The organism is Campylobacteraceae bacterium (assembly GCA_013215945.1).
GTDB lineage: Bacteria > Campylobacterota > Campylobacteria > Campylobacterales > Arcobacteraceae > NORP36.
Genome location: JABSOM010000010.1, coordinates 1 through 19,218 on the forward strand (window position 1 = coordinate 1; position 19,218 = coordinate 19,218).

General features: G+C 29.5%; 16 protein-coding genes. 11 read left to right on the forward strand and 5 right to left on the reverse strand.

The genetic code is table 11. The annotated features are described in order from the left end of the window. Nucleotides 1–273: 273 nt before the first annotated feature. Both metH and HRT41_10940 read right to left on the reverse strand, forming a co-directional pair. A complete protein-coding gene (gene metH, locus HRT41_10935) occupies nucleotides 274–3,747 on the reverse strand; it encodes a methionine synthase (protein NQY24543.1) in 3,474 nt (1,157 codons plus the stop codon). Nucleotides 3,748–3,858: 111 nt separating this feature from the next. After that, entirely contained in the window at nucleotides 3,859–4,461 is a 603-nt protein-coding gene (locus HRT41_10940; protein NQY24544.1) for a methyltransferase domain-containing protein, read from the reverse strand. Nucleotides 4,462–4,630: 169 nt separating this feature from the next. Between HRT41_10940 and HRT41_10945 the strand changes: the two genes are divergently transcribed. The 9 genes from HRT41_10945 (at nucleotide 4,631) to HRT41_10985 (ending at nucleotide 13,160) form a co-directional block, all read left to right on the forward strand. After that, nucleotides 4,631–5,749 carry a hypothetical protein gene (locus tag HRT41_10945; GenBank protein NQY24545.1) on the forward strand — a complete coding sequence of 373 codons (1,119 nt, stop codon included), beginning with the start codon at nucleotides 4,631–4,633 and terminating at the stop codon, nucleotides 5,747–5,749. A gap of 8 nt (nucleotides 5,750–5,757) precedes the next feature. Beyond that, a complete protein-coding gene (locus HRT41_10950) occupies nucleotides 5,758–6,720 on the forward strand; it encodes an LPP20 family lipoprotein (GenBank protein ID NQY24546.1) in 963 nt (320 codons plus the stop codon). A gap of 109 nt (nucleotides 6,721–6,829) precedes the next feature. After that, nucleotides 6,830–7,750, forward strand: a complete 921-nt coding sequence (locus tag HRT41_10955) for a branched-chain amino acid transaminase (protein ID NQY24547.1) — start codon at nucleotides 6,830–6,832, stop codon at nucleotides 7,748–7,750. 119 nt (nucleotides 7,751–7,869) lie between these two features. After that, complete coding sequence (locus HRT41_10960) at nucleotides 7,870–8,973, forward strand: prohibitin family protein (protein NQY24548.1); 1,104 nt, start codon at nucleotides 7,870–7,872, stop codon at nucleotides 8,971–8,973. Nucleotides 8,974–9,012: 39 nt separating this feature from the next. Then, nucleotides 9,013–9,399, forward strand: a complete 387-nt coding sequence (locus tag HRT41_10965; GenBank protein NQY24549.1) for a hypothetical protein — start codon at nucleotides 9,013–9,015, stop codon at nucleotides 9,397–9,399. A gap of 8 nt (nucleotides 9,400–9,407) precedes the next feature. Further along, on the forward strand, nucleotides 9,408–10,088 hold the full coding sequence (locus HRT41_10970) for a bifunctional phosphoribosyl-AMP cyclohydrolase/phosphoribosyl-ATP diphosphatase HisIE (protein ID NQY24550.1): 681 nt from the start codon (nucleotides 9,408–9,410) through the stop codon (nucleotides 10,086–10,088). 129 nt (nucleotides 10,089–10,217) lie between these two features. Next, nucleotides 10,218–10,775, forward strand: coding sequence for a polyisoprenoid-binding protein (locus HRT41_10975; GenBank protein NQY24551.1), 558 nt, complete (start codon nucleotides 10,218–10,220; stop codon nucleotides 10,773–10,775). Nucleotides 10,776–10,813: 38 nt separating this feature from the next. Further along, nucleotides 10,814–11,488, forward strand: coding sequence for a response regulator (locus HRT41_10980; protein NQY24552.1), 675 nt, complete (start codon nucleotides 10,814–10,816; stop codon nucleotides 11,486–11,488). Next, a complete protein-coding gene (locus tag HRT41_10985; protein NQY24553.1) occupies nucleotides 11,475–13,160 on the forward strand; it encodes a HAMP domain-containing histidine kinase in 1,686 nt (561 codons plus the stop codon). Before HRT41_10980 ends, HRT41_10985 begins: the two co-directional genes overlap by 14 nt. Nucleotides 13,161–13,192: 32 nt before the next feature. Here the strand turns inward: HRT41_10985 and HRT41_10990 are convergent, their stop codons facing one another. From HRT41_10990 to tenA, 3 genes are all read right to left on the reverse strand, one after another. After that, a complete protein-coding gene (locus HRT41_10990) occupies nucleotides 13,193–13,540 on the reverse strand; it encodes a nucleotide pyrophosphohydrolase (protein NQY24554.1) in 348 nt (115 codons plus the stop codon). Nucleotides 13,541–13,675: 135 nt separating this feature from the next. Then, nucleotides 13,676–14,905 carry an Mrp/NBP35 family ATP-binding protein gene (locus HRT41_10995; protein ID NQY24555.1) on the reverse strand — a complete coding sequence of 410 codons (1,230 nt, stop codon included), beginning with the start codon at nucleotides 14,903–14,905 and terminating at the stop codon, nucleotides 13,676–13,678. 182 nt (nucleotides 14,906–15,087) lie between these two features. Continuing rightward, nucleotides 15,088–15,747, reverse strand: a complete 660-nt coding sequence (gene tenA / locus HRT41_11000) for a thiaminase II (protein NQY24556.1) — start codon at nucleotides 15,745–15,747, stop codon at nucleotides 15,088–15,090. Nucleotides 15,748–15,913: 166 nt separating this feature from the next. On the opposite strand from tenA, the gene HRT41_11005 reads away from it, so the two are divergent. Both HRT41_11005 and HRT41_11010 read left to right on the forward strand, forming a co-directional pair. Further along, entirely contained in the window at nucleotides 15,914–18,376 is a 2,463-nt protein-coding gene (locus HRT41_11005) for a hypothetical protein (protein ID NQY24557.1), read from the forward strand. Continuing rightward, nucleotides 18,373–19,194 carry an HDOD domain-containing protein gene (locus HRT41_11010; protein NQY24558.1) on the forward strand — a complete coding sequence of 274 codons (822 nt, stop codon included), beginning with the start codon at nucleotides 18,373–18,375 and terminating at the stop codon, nucleotides 19,192–19,194. Before HRT41_11005 ends, HRT41_11010 begins: the two co-directional genes overlap by 4 nt. Nucleotides 19,195–19,218 lie beyond the last annotated feature (24 nt).

Here is a 19,218-nt window from a genome sequence, read left to right on the forward strand (position 1 = left end):
TCTCTCACGTGTCAGTTTAAAGTGTCACACTTGATTTGGACGGGAATTATAGGAGGTTTTAGCTTCTTTGTCAAGGGGATAAACATAAATGTAGCTTAAATGTTGAAAGTTTTTATTATTTGCTTTTTTTAAGCCTTTTCTATAGGCTTTATAGTGTTATTTTGTTTTATTAAGCAATAAAGAGAAAAACGTAAGCATTTGAATTATAGATCAGAATAAAGAGGATTAAAAGATTAAATAGTTTGTTAAGTAAATAAGCCTAGGCTTATTTACTTATACATTATAGTATTTAGCATCGGGATGAGGAACTACCATCGCACAAGTAGTTTGCTCAGGATGCATTTGGAATGTTTCTGATAATTCTATACCAAACTCTTCTGGTTTTAATAAATCAAAGAAATCACGATTCATTTCAAGCTCTGGGCAAGCTGCGTAACCAGGAGAATATCTACACCCTATATATTGTTTCATTTGTACATCTCTTAGGGCATGACCTTCTTTTGATACGATATCTAAGTCCAATCGTATTTGTTTGTGAATTACTTCTGCCAGCGCTTCTGCAAACTCAACGCCCAGCCCATGTACTTGAAAATACTCAGTATATTTATCTTCTTTATACAAGGCTTGCTCATAATCAGTGATTTTAAGTCCCGAAGAAGCCAGCGTAAATGCCACAACATCTAATCTGTCATTTGCAAAAAAGTCGGCTAAACATCTAAAAGGTTTTCTTTTTTGTCTTGGAAATTCCAATACTTTAATAGCTTCACTTAAAGGAGGAACTTTTTGTGCTTCTTCTAAATTATTGTATATATGTTCTTTTCCAAAAATATACAGTTTATTATCATGAGAAATACACGGGAAATACACATATATTGCAATGGGAGCAAAGATTTCTTTTGTAATTAATTCATCTTTTAAATTTTCATATAAAGGCCAAACCGTATCCTCTTCATAGGCTTTAAACTTTTTAGGATCTTGTTTCCCTCTTTTATATCCCCATCGTTGTCTAAATAATACTCGGTGATTAATCCATGAGAAAATTAAATCTTGATTTTTAACTGCTTTATTATCGGTAATTCTCTCCCACATAGGGGGTACAATTAAAGGCTGTTTTGAAGGCAATTCAATTTCTTCATAAGGAGGAATGATTATTTCTTTTTCATCTTTTTTCACGATTACTTCATCTTCAACTAAATCAGCTGCTAATGCAGTATTACTTAAATCCCCTTTTTCAATTCTTTGCATAGAAATAACGCCATCAAAAGCATCTCTACAATAAAAAATGGGTCCATCATAAATGGTTCGGCAATAATCATTAACAAATGTTTTGGTTAAAGCAGCTCCCCCTAATAAAACAGGAATACTTATATTTTCTTTTTTTAACTCTTCTAGGTTCTCTCTCATAACAGCAGTTGATTTAACCAATAAACCAGACATTCCTATAGCATCAGCATTATGTTCTTTTGCTGCTTCTAAAAAAGCTTGAAGACTGGCTTTAATTCCAATATTAACCACTTTGAATCCATTATTAGACAAAATAATATCTACAAGGTTTTTCCCAACATCATGAACATCGCCTTTAACTGTTCCTAAAACAAGGACAGTTTCACTGGCTTTTTCTTCTTTTGGTAAATATGGATTTAATGCATCTACGGTTGCTTTCATTGTTTCTGCACTTTGCAGTACAAAAGGCAATTGCATTTGCCCCGAACCAAATAAAACTCCAATGATTTTCATACCATCAATTAACCATTCATTTACAATAACTTCTGGTCTCATTGTATGTCTTAATTCATCCACTAAAGGAAGTAAACGGGTTTTATCTCCATCTAAAAGTAATTTTTCTACTTTTAATTTAGGACTTAAGGCTTGATATACTTCATCACTTTCTTCTTCTTGATCTTCTACATTTGAGAAATGATCTATAAAAGCAAATAAAGGGTCACCATCATCATGGTTATTAAAAATCAAATTATCACAAGCTTTTTTATCTTCAACTGAGATTTTATTAAGAGGTAAAATATGTTTAACATTCACAATAGCCGTTGTTAACCCTGCTTTTACACAATAATCTAAATAAATAGAATTTAAATACGCTCTTGCTTTAATATCCAAACCAAAAGAGATATTAGAAAGTCCTAATGTGGTACCCACAGTTGGATGTAATATTTGGAACTCTCTAATAGCTTCTAGGGTTTCAACACCTGCTGTTCTGTACTCATCATCTCCTGAACCAATGGTAAAAGTAAGCATATCAAAAACCAAATCTTCCGCTCTAAAACCATGTCTGTCAATACATAAATTAAAAATTCGCTCAGCAATTCTTAGTTTTTCTTCTTTTGTTTTAGCCATTCCTACTTCATCAATAACCAAACAAACAAGAGCAGCTCCATGTTTTTTAGCCAAAGAACATACAATATCAAACTTCTCTTCCCCATCTTCTAGGTTAACAGAGTTAATAATAGCACGTCCGCCTATTTGTTTAAGTCCTGCTTCAAGAGCATAGGTTTGTGTAGAATCGACCATTAAAGGCAAGGGAATTTTTTGAGAATATAAAGCAACTACTTGATCCATATCAAAACGTTCATCACGGCCTGCAAAACCAACAGAAACATCAATAATATGAGCTCCTGCTCGTACTTGTTGCTGTCCTACACTCAAGGTTCCTTCATAATCATTGGCTTTTAATAATTCTCTAAAAGCTTTTGAACCTGTTGCATTTGAACGCTCCCCTATAAGCATAGGCATAGGATCTTGTTTTAAAGAAACTGTTCCAAATAAAGAAGCCAAAGAAGCTACTTGAAAACCACAAACTTCTTTGGGTTTTGAATCTTTTACCTCATCACTCAAGGCTTTAATATGCTCAGGGGTAGTTCCACAACATCCACCTAAAAAACATACTCCATTAACATCTAAGAATTCTTTTTGGATTGCAGTGAATTCATCAGGTCCCATTGGATAATAAGGTACGCCTCCTCTGTTTTGTGGTAAACCAGCATTCGCATGAACAGAAATAGGGAATCTTGAATTTTGAGATAAGGTTTTTACATGTTTTTGTACTTGTTTAGGCCCTGTTCCACAGTTGAAACCAAGAGATAAAATATTAAAAGGTTCCATAATAGCAGCTATAGTTGCAGCATCAGTACCTATTAACATCGTTCCTGTTAACTCAATGGTTACTGAAACCATAACAGGAATATGAGAAGCTTCATCATTCATAGCATGAAGTGCCGCTTTTATTTGTAAAGGGTCTTGGCAGGTTTCAAGTAAAAATATATCTACGCCCCCATCAACTAAACCTTTAGCTACTACTCTATACCCTTCATACATAACATCGTAATGTATATGTCCTAAAGAAGGAAGTTTAGTTCCAGGGCCTACTGATCCAAGTACAAAACAAGGCTGATCTTCAGTAGAGAATTTCACACATGTTTCTTTAACAAGAGCTGCACCTAAACGTGAAAGTTCATAGGCTCTGTCTCCTATATCGTATTCATCTAAAACCCAAGGCATAGTCCCAAAAGTATTGGTAGTAATTAAATTTGAACCTGCTTTTGCATAATTATCATGAATGGTACGTAAGATATGGGGTGCTGTTTCGTTCAATAGTTCATTACAACCATCTAAATCTTCGCCTTCCCACATCCATTCTTGGGCAGTTATTTCAGCATTCTGTAATTGTGTACCCATAGCACCATCAATTATTAATACTTTATTTTTAATTAGTTCTTGAATTTTATTTAACATTATCCACACTTTATATAGGTATTTATTATTGCGATTATAGATAAAAAGCGATTAAGCCTTAGTTAAGCAATAAAAAGTGATTTACTTGGGATTACTTAAACCCTGTTTTTTTTAGTTTTTTTGTAAAATCAAGCGAATAACACTTGCTTCTCCTTGATGACCCTTACCTTCATCTAAAGTGGTTATTGTTTCTTCTAGCGTATGAATAGTACTGTTTTTAAATATTTCTTTTAAACCCTTTACATCATAAAGTAAATCAGTATCTTTTGGTCCTCCTGAAGAATAATTAATTTGATTTTTTGAAAAAACTTCCAATACCAAATACCCATCTTTATCTAAAGCATTTTCTAAAACAGTAAAAACGCTTTTTTTATCCTCATCTTCAATATGAAAAAAAGACATAACAATGGCTGCGTATTTTTTAGTACTCTTCCATTCTTTAATATCACTACAAATATTTTCGATTTTTACATTTTGTTCTTTTGCTAAAGCATTTAACTTTACAAAACCAAGATTAGAAGAATCAAGAGCAGATACTTTAAACCCAAGCGTGGCTAAATGAACTGCATTCCTACCTTCCCCTTCTCCTACACATAAAACTTCTTCATTTTTAGAAAATCTTTTGCAAACAGCTTTGATAAAAGTATTGATTCTTTTTCCATATAAATAATCATCTTTCCCAAACTTTTTATTCCAAAACTCTTGTTGATTCATTTTTACTCTTTTCACCTAATATTTAAAATTATTCAATTAATATATAATTATTTATTAGTATTATATAATCTTTTTTATAAATCATTTAATTAAAGGCCTTGTATTTTTATTAATATACATATTCTATAATGCAGCTTTGGTTACAATGACAAAAATATCGGGAAACTAAATGAAACACACTCTACTCGCAACTTCTTTTTTATTGTTTTTTACAGGGTGTTTATCTTCTACTCTTAATATCTCTTCTTATAAAGAAAAGATTTTTACAAAAGAAGTTTTAAGCCCTGTATGTAAAGTATTACTTCAAAGAGACTTAGCAAAAGTAGCTGTTGTTAATTTTACCAATAATACCACCTATGGAAAAGCCAAAACAAATAATAAAAGTTCTTCTTTTGGTTTTGGTATTGGCTTAAGTCCAACTTTTGCAGGCCTTGGAGGAAAAACAAAAAAAACAAGCACAAAACGTTTTGTTGACCCTAAATTATCATCTGCCCTTGTTCCTTTAATTGAGGACTTGTTATTAAAAGCAGGTGGAAATGAACTCTTTACAAGAGAAGATGCTGATAAAGTTGATGCTGAGTTACAATTACAAGATTCGGGTTTATTAGATCCTTCTTCCCTTGTAGAATTTGGACTAAGCTCTGGAGTGCAGTATTTAGTAACTGGCTCCTTAAATTATATACGTGTTCATATGAGTAATTTCTCAGGTGCATCCCAAGCAGTGCATGACATAACAAAAGATTCTAAAAATGAAGAACTACAATTTTTTGGTGCAGCATTAAGAGTATTAACTTCTTTTACAGACGGTACAAACATAGAGACTTCTTTGACTGTCAAAATTATAGAAGTAAGCACAGGTGCTATTAAATTTACCCATACCATAAGAGGAAATGCCGATTTAGGACACAATTCACAGCCTACTTATGGAGAAATCATTGGTGGAATTAAAAAATCTTTTGCAAAATCCCTTCCTTTTTTGCAAAGAAAGTTCTCTCAGTATTTTTCTGCTTCTACGTATATTAAACAATTACGTAAAAACAAAGAAGATATAATTGCACAAATTGCCTATGGAAGTAATCACGATATAAAAAGTGGAGATTTATTTCAAGTATATAGCCTTGAAGAAAACACAGACCCTTTAAGCAATAAAAAAAGCTGTGATATTATTAGGATTAATGTTATTTTAGAAGCAAGCGAAGAGATTCAAAATAACAGCTCTTGGTTAGTAATAAAGGAAGGCGAAGCAAAAAACTTGAAGCTTCTTCAAATTGTTAAAAAAATTCACTAAGGTTTTTAATGTCACTTAAAAATATTTTCTTTGTATTATTTATTCTTTTAAGTTTTAGCGCTTGCGTTTCAAGTAATAAAGCTAATAAATCAATCCCTTTACCTTCTTGGTATCTAAACTCTTCTAGTGTTGATGCACATAACTTTTATGGAACATCTTCATCTTATTCGCTTGAAGAGGCTAAAAATCAAGCCTTAAAAAATGTTTCTGCGTATTTAAGTGTAGAAATACGTTCTAAAACAGATATCACAAAAACAAGCTCAAATAATAACTACAATAAAACAATAGTTCAAAATATAATTAGTCAAACCAAAAAACTTCAATTTAACAATGCAAAAATCATAAAAAATGTTTTTCTTGATAATAAATATTATGTATTAGTACAAATAAACAGAGCTAAACTCTTTAATGAACATTACAATCGTTTAGAAATATTAGATAACAATATCAAAAGTAAATTACAAGAAGAAAATAAAAGTATACTTGCAAAAATAAAAAATATCTCTTCTCTAGAGCAGCAACTAAAAGAAGCAAAAGACTTAGCCTATATTTTATATGCTATAAAAAATGATTTTAATTACAAAAAAGAAATTAAAAAATACGATCTTATTTTAAATGAAAAAAGCACTCTAATAGCCAAAATTAATATTTCAATACATTCAAAATCAAACGCTTACAAAAATGAACTTTCTTCTTTTTTTAATAAAAATGACTATAAAATCTCAAAACCTTCCAATGTACAAGTAGGAATCACATCTCTTATAAATCATTCAAAATACAAAGCATGGTTTATTGCAAAAGCCAATATCAGTCTTAAAATATCTTCAGGGGATAAAATACTTTCTACTCATGTTTTTAATCTTGTAGGAAGATCCTCAAGTTCGTTTAAAAATGCGGACCTGTCTTCTTCTTTGGCTTTTAAAAAAGCCTTAATTAAGCTTGGTATTAATAAAATTCTTTTTACAAAATAAAGGAATACCTGAGTATTTTCCTTCTTTTTGCATAATTTATCTTTAATATTAACTTAGATAAACTATTAGTCAAAAATTAAATACCTTATAGGGTGAAATAGGAACATTAATGACAGAAGCAAAATACATCTGGATGGATGGTGAACTCGTAGCGTGGAAAGATGCAAAAGTTCATGTATTAAGCCATACTTTACACTACGGAAACGGTGCAATTGAAGGTACAAAAGCTTATAAAACACATGATGGAAGATGTGCTATTTTTAAACTTCAAGAACATACTAAACGTTTATTAAACTCTTCGAAAATGACTCTTATTGATGTTCCTTTTACACAAGATGAATTAAATGCTGCACAAATAAAACTTTTACAAGAAAATGAACTCTTTGATGGTGCTTATATTCGTCCTTTGGTTTATTTGGGTTATGGAGTTATGGGTTTATACCATAAAGAAGCGCCTGTTCATGTATCTATTTCAGCTTGGGAATGGGGAGCTTATTTAGGAGAAGAAGGTCTTAAAAAAGGCGTTCGTGTAAAAATTGTTTCAATGACTAGAAATCCTAATACCTCTGGAATGGGAAAAGCAAAAGCAGTTGCAAATTATCTTAATTCACAAATGGCTAAATTTGAAGCTATTGATGCGGGTTATGATGAAGCACTATTGCGAGATGATCAAGGTTATATTGCAGAAGCATCTGGAGCTTGTTTTTTTATTGTACGTGATGGTATTATTATTACTCCTCCAAATGACAACTCTTTAGAATCAATTACACAAATGACTGTTATTGATTTGGCAAAAGATATGGGTTATACGGTTGAGAGAAGAAGACTTACAAGAGAAGAAGTATATATTGCAGATGAAGCATTTTTTACAGGAACAGCTGTAGAAGTTACTCCTATTAGAGAAGTAGATGCGAGAATTATTGGAAAAGGCGAACGTGGTCCTATTACAGAAAAATTACAAAGTGCTTATTTTGATGTAGTAGCTGGTAAGAACCCTAAATATATTAAAGATTTAACTTACATTAACTAAGCATTGGCTTAGTTTTTGTAAAATAGAAGAATTATAAGAATTGTAAACAGTGGTTTGCAGTTCTTATATTTCGTAAGAAATATTATGGAAAATAGAAAACAACAAACAGAGGAAATAAAATGCCAATAGATAATGATTATTTTAAAAACAGACAAAGCGGGAACAGTGGTGGTTCTAACAATGGTGGGAACGGCGGAAATGGCGGAGGCGGTGGTGGAAACTTTCAACCCCCTTTTGAGCCACCTGAATTTATGAAAAATTTAGGAAAAAAAGCAGGAATTATTTACGTTGTAATTGCAATCGTAGCTGCTTTATTTATTTTCAAACCTTTTGTAATTGTAGAATCTGGACAAGTAGGGATTAAAATCACTACTGGTAAATATGAAGAAATTCCATTAACTCCTGGATTTCACTTTTTCATTCCTGGTTTCCAAAAAGTTATCTTAATTGATACAAAAGTTAGATTAATGAACTATAAGAACATTAGTGAAGCTACATCTTTTGGTTCAGGAATTAGATTAAATCCTGCTATTGATATCTTAGATGCGAGAGGATTACCTGTTTCTATTGAATTAACTGTTCAATATAAACTAACAGCTGATGGAGCACCTAATACTATTGCTACTTATGGTTTAGCTTGGGAAGATAAAATCATTAACCCAGTTGTTCGTGATATCGTAAGAAATGTAGTTGGAGTATATACAGCAGAAGAACTTCCTACTAAAAGAAATGAAATCGCTGTTAAAATTGAAGATGGTGTAAGAGCAGATATTGAAGCATTAGAAAACTCTCCAGTTACGCTCTTATCAGTTCAATTAAGAGGAATTATTCTTCCTACTAAAATCAGAGAACAAATTGAAAGAGTTCAAATTGCTAATCAAGAAGCAGAAAGAGTTAAATACGAAGTAGCAAGAGCTAAACAAGAAGCTGAGAAAAAAGCTGCTTTAGCAATCGGTACTGCACAAGCTAAAAGAATTGAAGCTAAGGGTAGAGCAGATGCTGTTACTATTGAAGCAATTGCACAAGCAAAAGCGAATATATTAATTGCTAAATCATTAACTCCTAACTTATTAAAATTAGAACAAATCCAAGTTCAAGGTAAATTTAATGACGCACTTAGAGTTAATAAAGATGCTAAAATTTTCTTAACACCTGGTGGATCTACTCCTAATATTTGGGTAGATACAAAAAGTACTGCAAGAGATGCTTCTATTAATAACTAGTATTTCTAATCAAGGGATTTTTCCCTTGGTAAGTATTTAATGCGTATTGCCCTAATTCTTGTTTTATCTTTTATTTTTGTTTTTTTATACCAAAAAAACAGTGAACTCAAAAAAAACGCTCAAAACATAAAACAAGCATTAGAAAACAAAAATAGTGAATATCTTCAATTTCAAGAAGAAAAAAAAGAACTTCTTGCAAAAATCAATAAACTTGAACTGGACTTACTTTTTTTAAAAAAGAATGTTTTCGATGAGAATAAACTTGCAAAACCCAATGATATTCTAGAATTTCAAAATCAATTAAAAACAATAAAAGAAAAAGAAAAAGAAAACAACTTTACAATTACACCCAATATCAAAGTAGATAAAGAAAATAAAAGCCTTAAACTTGAAGGTCTACAAATAGAAATTAAATCCAAATTCTAAGGAAAAATATGAGTATTGAAAAAATAGACTGGGAAAAGATGCAAGGTTTAGTTCCTGTTATCACACAAGACGCAAGCACAAAAGAAGTACTTATGTTAGCTTATATGAATAAAGAAGCGCTAGAGCTATGCTTAAGCACGAATATAGCTCATTATTTTTCAAGATCTAAACAAAGAATCTGGAAAAAAGGTGAAAGCTCTGGTCATATCCAAGATATTGTTGAAATCTTATTGGATTGTGATGACGATACTATTTTATTAAAAGTAAATCAAACAGGAGTAGCTTGTCATACAGGAAGAAAATCGTGTTTTTTCACCAACGTAAAAACAAATGAAATTATATCAGAAGTAGAAGTAGATACAAGTGCAGCATATGGAGTAATTGATACTTTATACCATACCATTCAAGAAAAAAAGAATACAGACCCTACAAAATCTTATACAGCAAAACTTCTTCAAGGCGAAGAAAACTCTATGCTTAAAAAGATTGTTGAAGAAGCAGGAGAGTTTACTTTTGCTATTAAAGACAATGATGAAAAAGAAATCATTTTTGAAGCAGCAGATATTACTTACCATGTTTTAGTAGCACTTGCTTCTAAAAATATAAGTCCTGATCGTGTAAAACAAGAATTAACAAGAAGATTTGGAATGAGTGGAATTGAAGAAAAGAATGCAAGACAAGAGAAATAAACAAGGGTTTATTTCTTTTTTCTAAGCATTAGAACAAGAAACTATCTGCCTTAAACAAAAAAATCAAACTATCCCCCTTTTTTCCCTCATAAATATTTTATACTTCTTTATACAAAATAAAGGACTAAAATGAAAAGATTATTATTTATGTTATTGGTATTAGGAACAAGTGTATTTGCAGCAACGTATCAAATTGATAAAGCGCATTCCAAGATTTCTTTTAAAGTGAAACATATGGCGATATCAAATGTTTATGGAAGTTTTGCGAACTTTGATGCTAAAATCAATTACAACGACACAACAAAAGTATTTGAAACCTTAAGTGCAAAGATTGATGTGAATTCTATTGATACAGATAATGTAAAAAGAGATGGACATCTTAAGTCAGAAGATTTTTTTAATGAAAAAGTTTTTCCAAACATAACATTTAAATTATTAAGCGTAAATGATGATGAAGCAAAAGCTTTATTAACAATAAAAGGTATAAGCAAAGAAGTTATTTTAGATTTTGAAAACAATGGAACGGTTAAAGATCCTTGGGGAAATACCAAACTAGGCCTGTCTTTTTCAACTAAAATCTCAAGAAAAGCCTTTGGTTTAACATGGAATAAACTCCTAGAAACAGGTTCTTTTGTTGTGGGTGATAAAATTACCATAACAGTAGATATAGAAGCTAAGAAAATATAATAACAAAAGCGTACGCTTTTGTTATACAATGGAAAAATATGAAACTAGAAGATTTAAGTATACTTTATGCAGAAGATGAAGAAGGAATATCTCAAACAGTAGGAGAAGTACTTGAACTGTATGTGAACAAAGTCATTTATGCTAAAGATGGACAAGAAGCTTTAGAACTTTATACTATATACAAACCCAATATTTTATTATTGGATATCTCTATGCCCAAAATAAATGGCCTGGAAGTTTTAAAAACAATTAGAGAAACAGACCTTTTTACCCCTGTTATTATTATGACCGCCCATACAGAACAAGATTATTTATTAAATGCGGTAGAACTCTATATTACAAAATATTTAATCAAACCCTTTGATAAACATGCGCTGGAGAATGCATTGGATAAATGTGTAGATCTTATTTCTAAAAAACTAAAAGAGGTGATTCTTTTAAAAGAGAATATCACTTATGATATAAAAGCCAAAAGTATAGAAAAAGAGGGAAAGATAACTATTTTAAATAAAAAAGAGTCTTTGTTGTTAAACCTTTTGTTAAAAAATTCACCCCATATTGTTTCTTATGAAGAAATCGAGTATCATTTGTGGCCAGATATCGCTGTTAGTAAAGAAGCTTTTAAATCCCTCATAAAAGATTTACGAAAAAAAACATCAAAAGACTTAATTATAAATATTTCTCAAACAGGATATAAACTTGAAAAACTTTAAGTTTACCATGAAAAGTAAGAGTCTCTTTTTTATTCTTTTTTTAATTTCAATACTTTTATTGACTCTTTATTATCAGAATAAAAGCTCTAATAAATCTTATTTGTATTTATTACAAAACAATTATAAAAATACTTTAGATAATTTTTACTCTACTTTTAGGCACAAACTAGAGAATTCTTATGCAAACTTAAATTTTTCACTAGAAAATGATGTATTATTTGACTTACTTGATGGACAAAAAAATACAGAAATCAAAAACTATGAGAACTACCTCCTTAAAAAATTCAAAAACAAAAATACCTACTTAGACTACATTAACATCACTCTTATAGAGAAAAATAAAATACATTTTAAAAGCTACTCTTTGACAAAAAGAAACAATCATATTTATATAAAATTATCTTATTTACTTAAAAGTAAAAAATCTTCTTATGCCAGAGTCGATTATTTTCTTACTTCAAAACTTTTATTAAAAAGTGTCAAAATGTATAATAATTCAGAAGGTGTAATATATTTTGAAGATAAAAACAAAAATCTGCTTGAAACGTATTTGGATGAAAATCGTAATAATGAAACGTTTTCTATTTTACTTGAAAACTGCCGAGAGGAACACACAGAGCTTAAAAAAATAAAAGGCAAGTTTTATATCAGTAAAATTCTAAATTTGGAAGTTTTGGAAACGAAAAGTGCCTATCAAGCTGTTTTTTTTCTTGATGTTACAAAAGAAAAAAATGAATATATATCTTTGGTCAAAAATTCTCTTATTGTTTCTTTATTATTGTTTGTTTTTGCAGCAATCTCTGTTAATTTTTATTTAAACTATTTAATAAATAGAATTAGCAAAAATGAAAATGACGTAAAACAAATCAATAAGAACTTAGAAAAAACGATTTCTAAAGAAATTACCAAACGCCTAAAAATACAGCAAAATGCACTAGAAGAAAAACAAAAGAATGAACAAATCTTAATACAACAATCAAAACTTGCCATGATGGGAGAAATGATTGCAAATATAGCCCATCAATGGAGACAGCCTCTTATGCAACTAAGTGCTATTTTTATGTATTTAGATGTGTATCAAGAAAAAGGAAAACTAAATAAAGAGAGATTTGATAAAAAAATCAAAGATTCTGTACAAATAATTGATTATATGTCTAAAACAATTGAAGATTTTAGAAATTATTTTAAACCAGAAAAACAAAAAGAAGTATTTTATATCAAAGAATCCTTAGACTCTGCGCTTTTTATAATAGATGCCTCTTTAAAACATTCTTTTATTGAAACAAAGGTAATTTGTAAGCACAATAAAATAAAGATTAAAAGCTATAAAAATGAGTTTTCTCAAGCTTTGTTAAATATTATTTCCAATGCTAAAGATATTCTTATACAAAGAAAAATAAAAGACCCAAAAATTACTATTACACTTTGTGAAAATCCAACAGAAACAATTATTAGTATCCAAGACAACGCACAAGGCATAGATGAAAAAATAATTGATAAAATTTTTGAGCCTTATTTTACGACTAAACATAAAGCCTTAGGAACTGGTATTGGTTTATATATGAGTAAAATGATTATTGAAAAACACAGTAATAATACACTTGTAGTTGAAAATACAGAAAATGGAGCTAAATTTATTATCACCATCCCTCATAAAAAAGAAGAGACATAATTCTTTTTCTTTATGTCTCTTCTTCATAAGTTTTAGAATTTTTTGGAATAATCTATTCGTTTTCCTTCTTTGTTTAACAAAGGATATTTTTCTTCATTTTTTTTCATCTTTGAAACAATGGCTTCTTCTAAATTAATATCATAAGACATGCAGATTCTTAAAAGATACACAGCCACATCTGCAATTTCTTCTTTTAGATGCTCAAGTTTTTCATCTTTTAATTCTAAGCTTTCATCGTGGCTTAACCACTGAAATATTTCCAAAAGTTCTGCACTTTCTACACTTAATGCCATTGCAAGATTTTTTGGATTGTGGAATTTATCCCAATCTCTTTCTTTTGAGAATTTTTTAATAAGTGTTTCTATTTTTTGCATATCCATTTTTTGTCCTTAAATATTTAAGTAAATATATCAAAGAAGTACTAAAAAATAGGCATAAAAAAAGTTTAGAAAGAAAACTTCTAAACTTTTTTTTGTTTTTGTAAATAATATATTTAGTGCTACACCTGCAGCCTATTAATTACAACCACATCCACCTTGTTTGGTTTGACCAGACGAGCTTCCTGGATTTGCTCCACCTCCACAACATCCTTGACTACTTGCTTGTGCTGGTGCTGCAACTGCAGCCTTTGAAGTAGTTGAACATGCAGATACGCCAGGAGCAGTAGTAGGTTGAATCGAAGCATTTTCTGCTTGGGAACTAACCTCATCTACAAAAGAAATTAATTTCTCTGCTGCCATCATATATCGTTTTGCTGTTACTGAATTGGGTTCACAAAAAACAATAGGTTTTCCATTATCCCCACCTAATCTAATAGCAGGTTCAATGGGTAAATTTCCTAAAACAAAAGTATCATACTCTTTTGCAATTGCTTCACAAGTACCTTTTCCAAAAATATCTGATTCTGTTTCACATGAAGGACAAATAAATCCACTCATATTTTCTACAATTCCAGCAATAGGAATATGCAGTTTTTTAAACATATCCAGCGATCTTCTTGCATCATCAAGCGCTACATGTTGTGGTGTTGTAACATTAATACCACAAGTAATAGGAACACTTTGAGCAAGCGTTAATTGAGCATCACCAGTTCCTGGTGGCATATCAATAAACAAGATGTCTAATTCGCCCCATAAAATATCTCTTAATAATTGTTGAATGGCTTTCATAATCATAGCCCCTCTCCAAATCAAAGCTTGACCTTCATCCATTAAAGAACCCATAGACATAACATCAACCCCATAAGCTTTAAAAGGTTTGGCTTTGTTTCCAACTACTTCTACTTCTTGACCTTGTAAACCCATCATACGAGGAATATTAGGACCATAAATATCAGCATCTAAAATACCTACTCGTTTCCCTTGCATAGCTGCTGCTATTGCTAAGTTAACTGTAGTTGTAGATTTTCCAACTCCACCTTTTCCTGAAGATACCATAACAAAGTTTTTAATTTGTGGTGCAATATTACTACCACTCACTGAATTACTTTGTTGTTTAGGTTCTTCTGGTTTGTTCATAGAAATTTCTACGCTGGTTAATCCAATGTTGCTAAGACAGGCTGTGATTTCATGTCTTAATTTCATTTCAACATCTTGTGCTGCGGATGTAATATCTAAAATTACCACACAAGAAGTATCATCTTTAATTTGTACATCTTTTAAAAATCCAAACTCTACAATGGATTTTGAAAAGCCTGGATAAATTACCTTTTCTAACTCTTTTTTAATATCTGCAATACTTGCCATATTAATATCCTTATGAAAAATTGTGTTATTATAGTTTAATTAGGATAATTTTTGTCTTAATTAAGAACTATGCGTATTATCACCTTATCATAGCACAAGGTAAAGAAATTTTTACCTTATTACTGCAATAATTATTAATTTTTTTAAAGAAGATGAAGAAAAGTAATCCTTTTAAAATATTCTTAAATTGCCCATTTTTCTTTTTTATAAGCACTGTCCCAAAATAACCATTCCATTTGAGAAGCTTTATAAAATGCTTGTAACATTTGATCTTTTTCATCTTTGGAAGCATTTTTTTCATGTTTATTGCAAATAACTATCACATCTTGAACTACTTTTTCATATTCACTACTGCCATAAGTATCAATCCAAGCTTGATAGATATTATCTTCTTTATTTTGGTGTTTTAATATATAGGCTCCAACTTCTTGATAAATCCAAAAACAAGGTAAAACAGATGCAAGTATTACTGCTACAGAAGAAGTATTCACAATAGTATGTAAATATCCTGTATATAATAAACAAGAAGGGCTTGCTTCTAAGTATTCATCTGCTTTAAACAAGTCTAAAAATTCTTCATGCAGTTCTTTTTCAACGTCCATAATATCTTTAGCATAAATTAAAAAATTATTGCTTTCTTCTTCCTTTATAAGTTTTGAGGAAAGTATTGTAAGAATTCTTCTAAATTCATTTAAATATAATTTATCTTGTTTAATATAAAACTCAAAGGTGCTTTTATCCAAAGTTCCTAACATTAGTTCTTTTACAAAATCCAAATTTAAAATATCTTTGTAAATTGTTTGATCAATTGAAGCCCATGCTTCTTGTGAAAATGTCTTCATTCTGCGCCTTATTGAATAGTTTTTTTGTATATTTATTTATTATCTAGCTTTTAAAAAATCTTTTGATTATATCAAAAAGGTTTTATATTAATGTTATCTTTTTTACTTTATTATTTATATAAGTTACTTTCTAATATAATAGTATAAAAACGAATGGATGATTCACATGACAATTGATGAAAAAGCATTTAATAACTCTACTTACACATTTTTATCCAGTGACCAATATGCAAATAATTTTGATAATAACGAAGTTTTCGAAATTCTTAAAATTTTCAATATTAACAAAAGCAAGGATAAACTTCTTGAGTCTGATGATAATAATTATTTACTTTTAATATCTTATATTAATAAATTATTTTATTTTAATGAAGACATCCCAAAAGAAATTCAAGATGTTTTAAAATACAATGGAAAGTTTAAAGACATTCTGCATTCATATGTAAAGAAAAAAACAGACGCACTTATGTCAAATGAAGGTATCACCTTTTTTAGAGAAGTTACTTTGATAATCAATTTATTGTCTATGGGTAAAAATTATAATATTTTTACAAGTTATGATACCTATAATTTTGATAACTTAGGAACTTTATTTAGAGACTACGAAAGTATTTTAAGTGAAGAGATAGAAAATAAAGCGTCTTTCTTAGGAACCTTCTTATGTTATAAACAACTCATTTTTGTTCTTCAAAAACTTTGTATTATAAATTCAACAGACCTAAGCAGAAAAAAAACCATTCAACCTATTCTAAATCTTATAACTGAGTCCATTAATATTTTAAAATACACCGTTAATTTAAGCAAAGAAAACCTTTCTTCACTTAATAATGTTCTGGGTATGCTTTTATATTATTTTGCTCACTTACCTTATATTTCAACCAAAAATAAAAGCATAGAATACATTATTGATGAATATTATTTAAATTTGGAAAAACAAGTTGATGGGTATACTATCTCTAAAGAATGTGATTTTGACGAAAGAGATGAAAAAGAAGAGTTTATTATATTTAAAAGTAATGCCTCTTTTTTACTTTTAGTTTTATTGCAAAAGTTAGATTCTCGTTATGATGATATTGATTATTTTGAAACTGACAATTTTAAAAGGTGTATACGTTTATACAATAAAAAGTTTTCTTTATTGTTAAAAGAAGAACTTCATGATGATGAAGAATCATTCAAAAATAAGCTCTTAGATAACTTCATTTATAAGTACCATGTAAAAAGTCATGAAAAAGTTATTAATAACCATAAAGATTTAATAGATAACTTTATAAAAAGTGATAATAAGTACATTATCCAAAATCTGGAAATAGTGCATGATATTCTTTTATTTTCAAATCACATTGAAGACTATAAATATTTAAATATTGCTGAGATTTTAATTGAATCACCTTTAATAAAAAACGATTATTATGAGTTTTTCAAATTAAAAACAATAGATATTATAATCAATTATTTTATTCATAGCCCAAGTAAAGAAAATATTGATGAACTTATTAATAGAACATTCACTTATATTGAAAAACAAAAAAAGACATCCCATCTATTATCAATATACTCTAAGATATATATTGATTTAGTAACGTATTTATCCGCAAAAACTAATATTTCATCAATAAACAAAGCAAAAGATATTTATACTATTTTTATTAATATGAACGGTTATGAAATTCTTGAAAATGAATATGTTTATGCAAATAGAATTTTATTGTTGAATTTTGCTTCTTTTCATGCAAAAGAACTTAAGTTAGAAGATGCCCATCTTACAGATGATATTTTACTAAACCTTGGGAAAAGTTATATTGATAAGTGTATACAATTTGACAGTGTAAAACACAAAGCCATGATTGCAAGTGAACTTTCAAGTATTACACAAAGTGTTATTTTTGATAATAGTATCACCAAAGAAGACATTGAGAAAAATTTATCTTCACTTATTTCTGAAGAATTATTTTATGGTTTATCCAGTGTTAGGATTGTAGGATTGAACAATAAAAGCTCAGATATACTAGATAAGGGCTACAAAACATTTGAACTGCCTTTATTGCATAAATATTCTATTGAGTTTATTTTTCCTGCTGTTTATGAAAGTGCTTTTTCCCAGCTTTTAAAAAATAATAAACAATTTATTCTAACTAATATCAATAATATCATTGCTAACTTAGAAGCTAAAAACTTTAACCAAAGTGAAACAGATAAGCTAAAAAACAAGCAAAACCTCATTGATGACCTTGGTGCTTATGAATACGAAACACCTGCATTGATTGATATTTATGTAGCTTCTTTGCCTTTAGTTATTAAAGAATATGGTTTTAAAGCAAAAGACAAGTATTTGGCTGTATTAAAAGAAAGAATACAAGAAATAGTAAAAGATTCCACAATATATAAAATTGATGATTTTACTCTGAGTATTTTATTTCCAAAATTAATTGATTTCTCAGAAATACTTAATAGGTTGTTTTCTTTAAAAGTAGAGAATAATGAAAAAAACATTGATTTAGACTTTACTATTGCTATAACCTCTTCAAACAAAGAAAGTTTATTATATAATTCAAGATTAACGCTAAGCCAAGCAATAAAAAAAGAAAAACCATATTTAATTAACATTGAAAAAGGAATATTACTATGAAAGATATGATCATTGATAAAATTGACTCCCTTCCTCCCTTACCAAAAAGTGTAATTGAGATTGAAGAGTTTAGATCTCTGCCAGAAAAAGAACCTTTGGATTTATTAAAAATCATTGAGCAAGATCCTTTAATTATTACTTCATTATTAAGAGTTGCAAACTCTGCAATGTTTGGGTTTAGATCTGCGGTTGAAACGCCTAGCCGTGCTATTAATTTACTTGGTATTAATTTTACTATCTCTGTTGCTTTAGGTACTGTGGTTCAAGATTTAATTAAATCAGATTTAAAACCTTATGGTGTAGGAATTGATGCTTTTTTAAATTCTTGTAATTTATCCTCTACTATTGTTAATAAATGGTTAGGAGCTTCAAACTTTGATTTAAAAGAAGAACTTTTATTACCCGCTTTTTTACAAGAAACAGGAAAATTTATTATTGCTGAATTAATTATAGAACTGGAAAAAGAAGAAGAATTTAAAGAAGGTATTGCACAAGGGAAACACTTAGCTACATTAGAGCGAACATTAGTGGGACATTCATGTTCTACGATTACTGCTAATATTTTTAAACATTGGAAACTAAGTCCTAATCTAGTAACCGCAATTGGTTATGTAGGGCACCCCGATAAAGCACCAACAGGATTCAAAGAAAAAGTACAAATTCTTGAAATTGTAAAAATATTATCCAATTTAACCGCTCCTTTAAGTGATGATAATGTAGCACTTGGATTAAAAAAATGTAAAGAATATGGTTTAGATGTAGCTGCTTTATCATCTGCAATTGAAGGTATCAAAACCAAAATCGAAGACGAAGCTTAACTCAAACATAAGTAACTTTAGCCT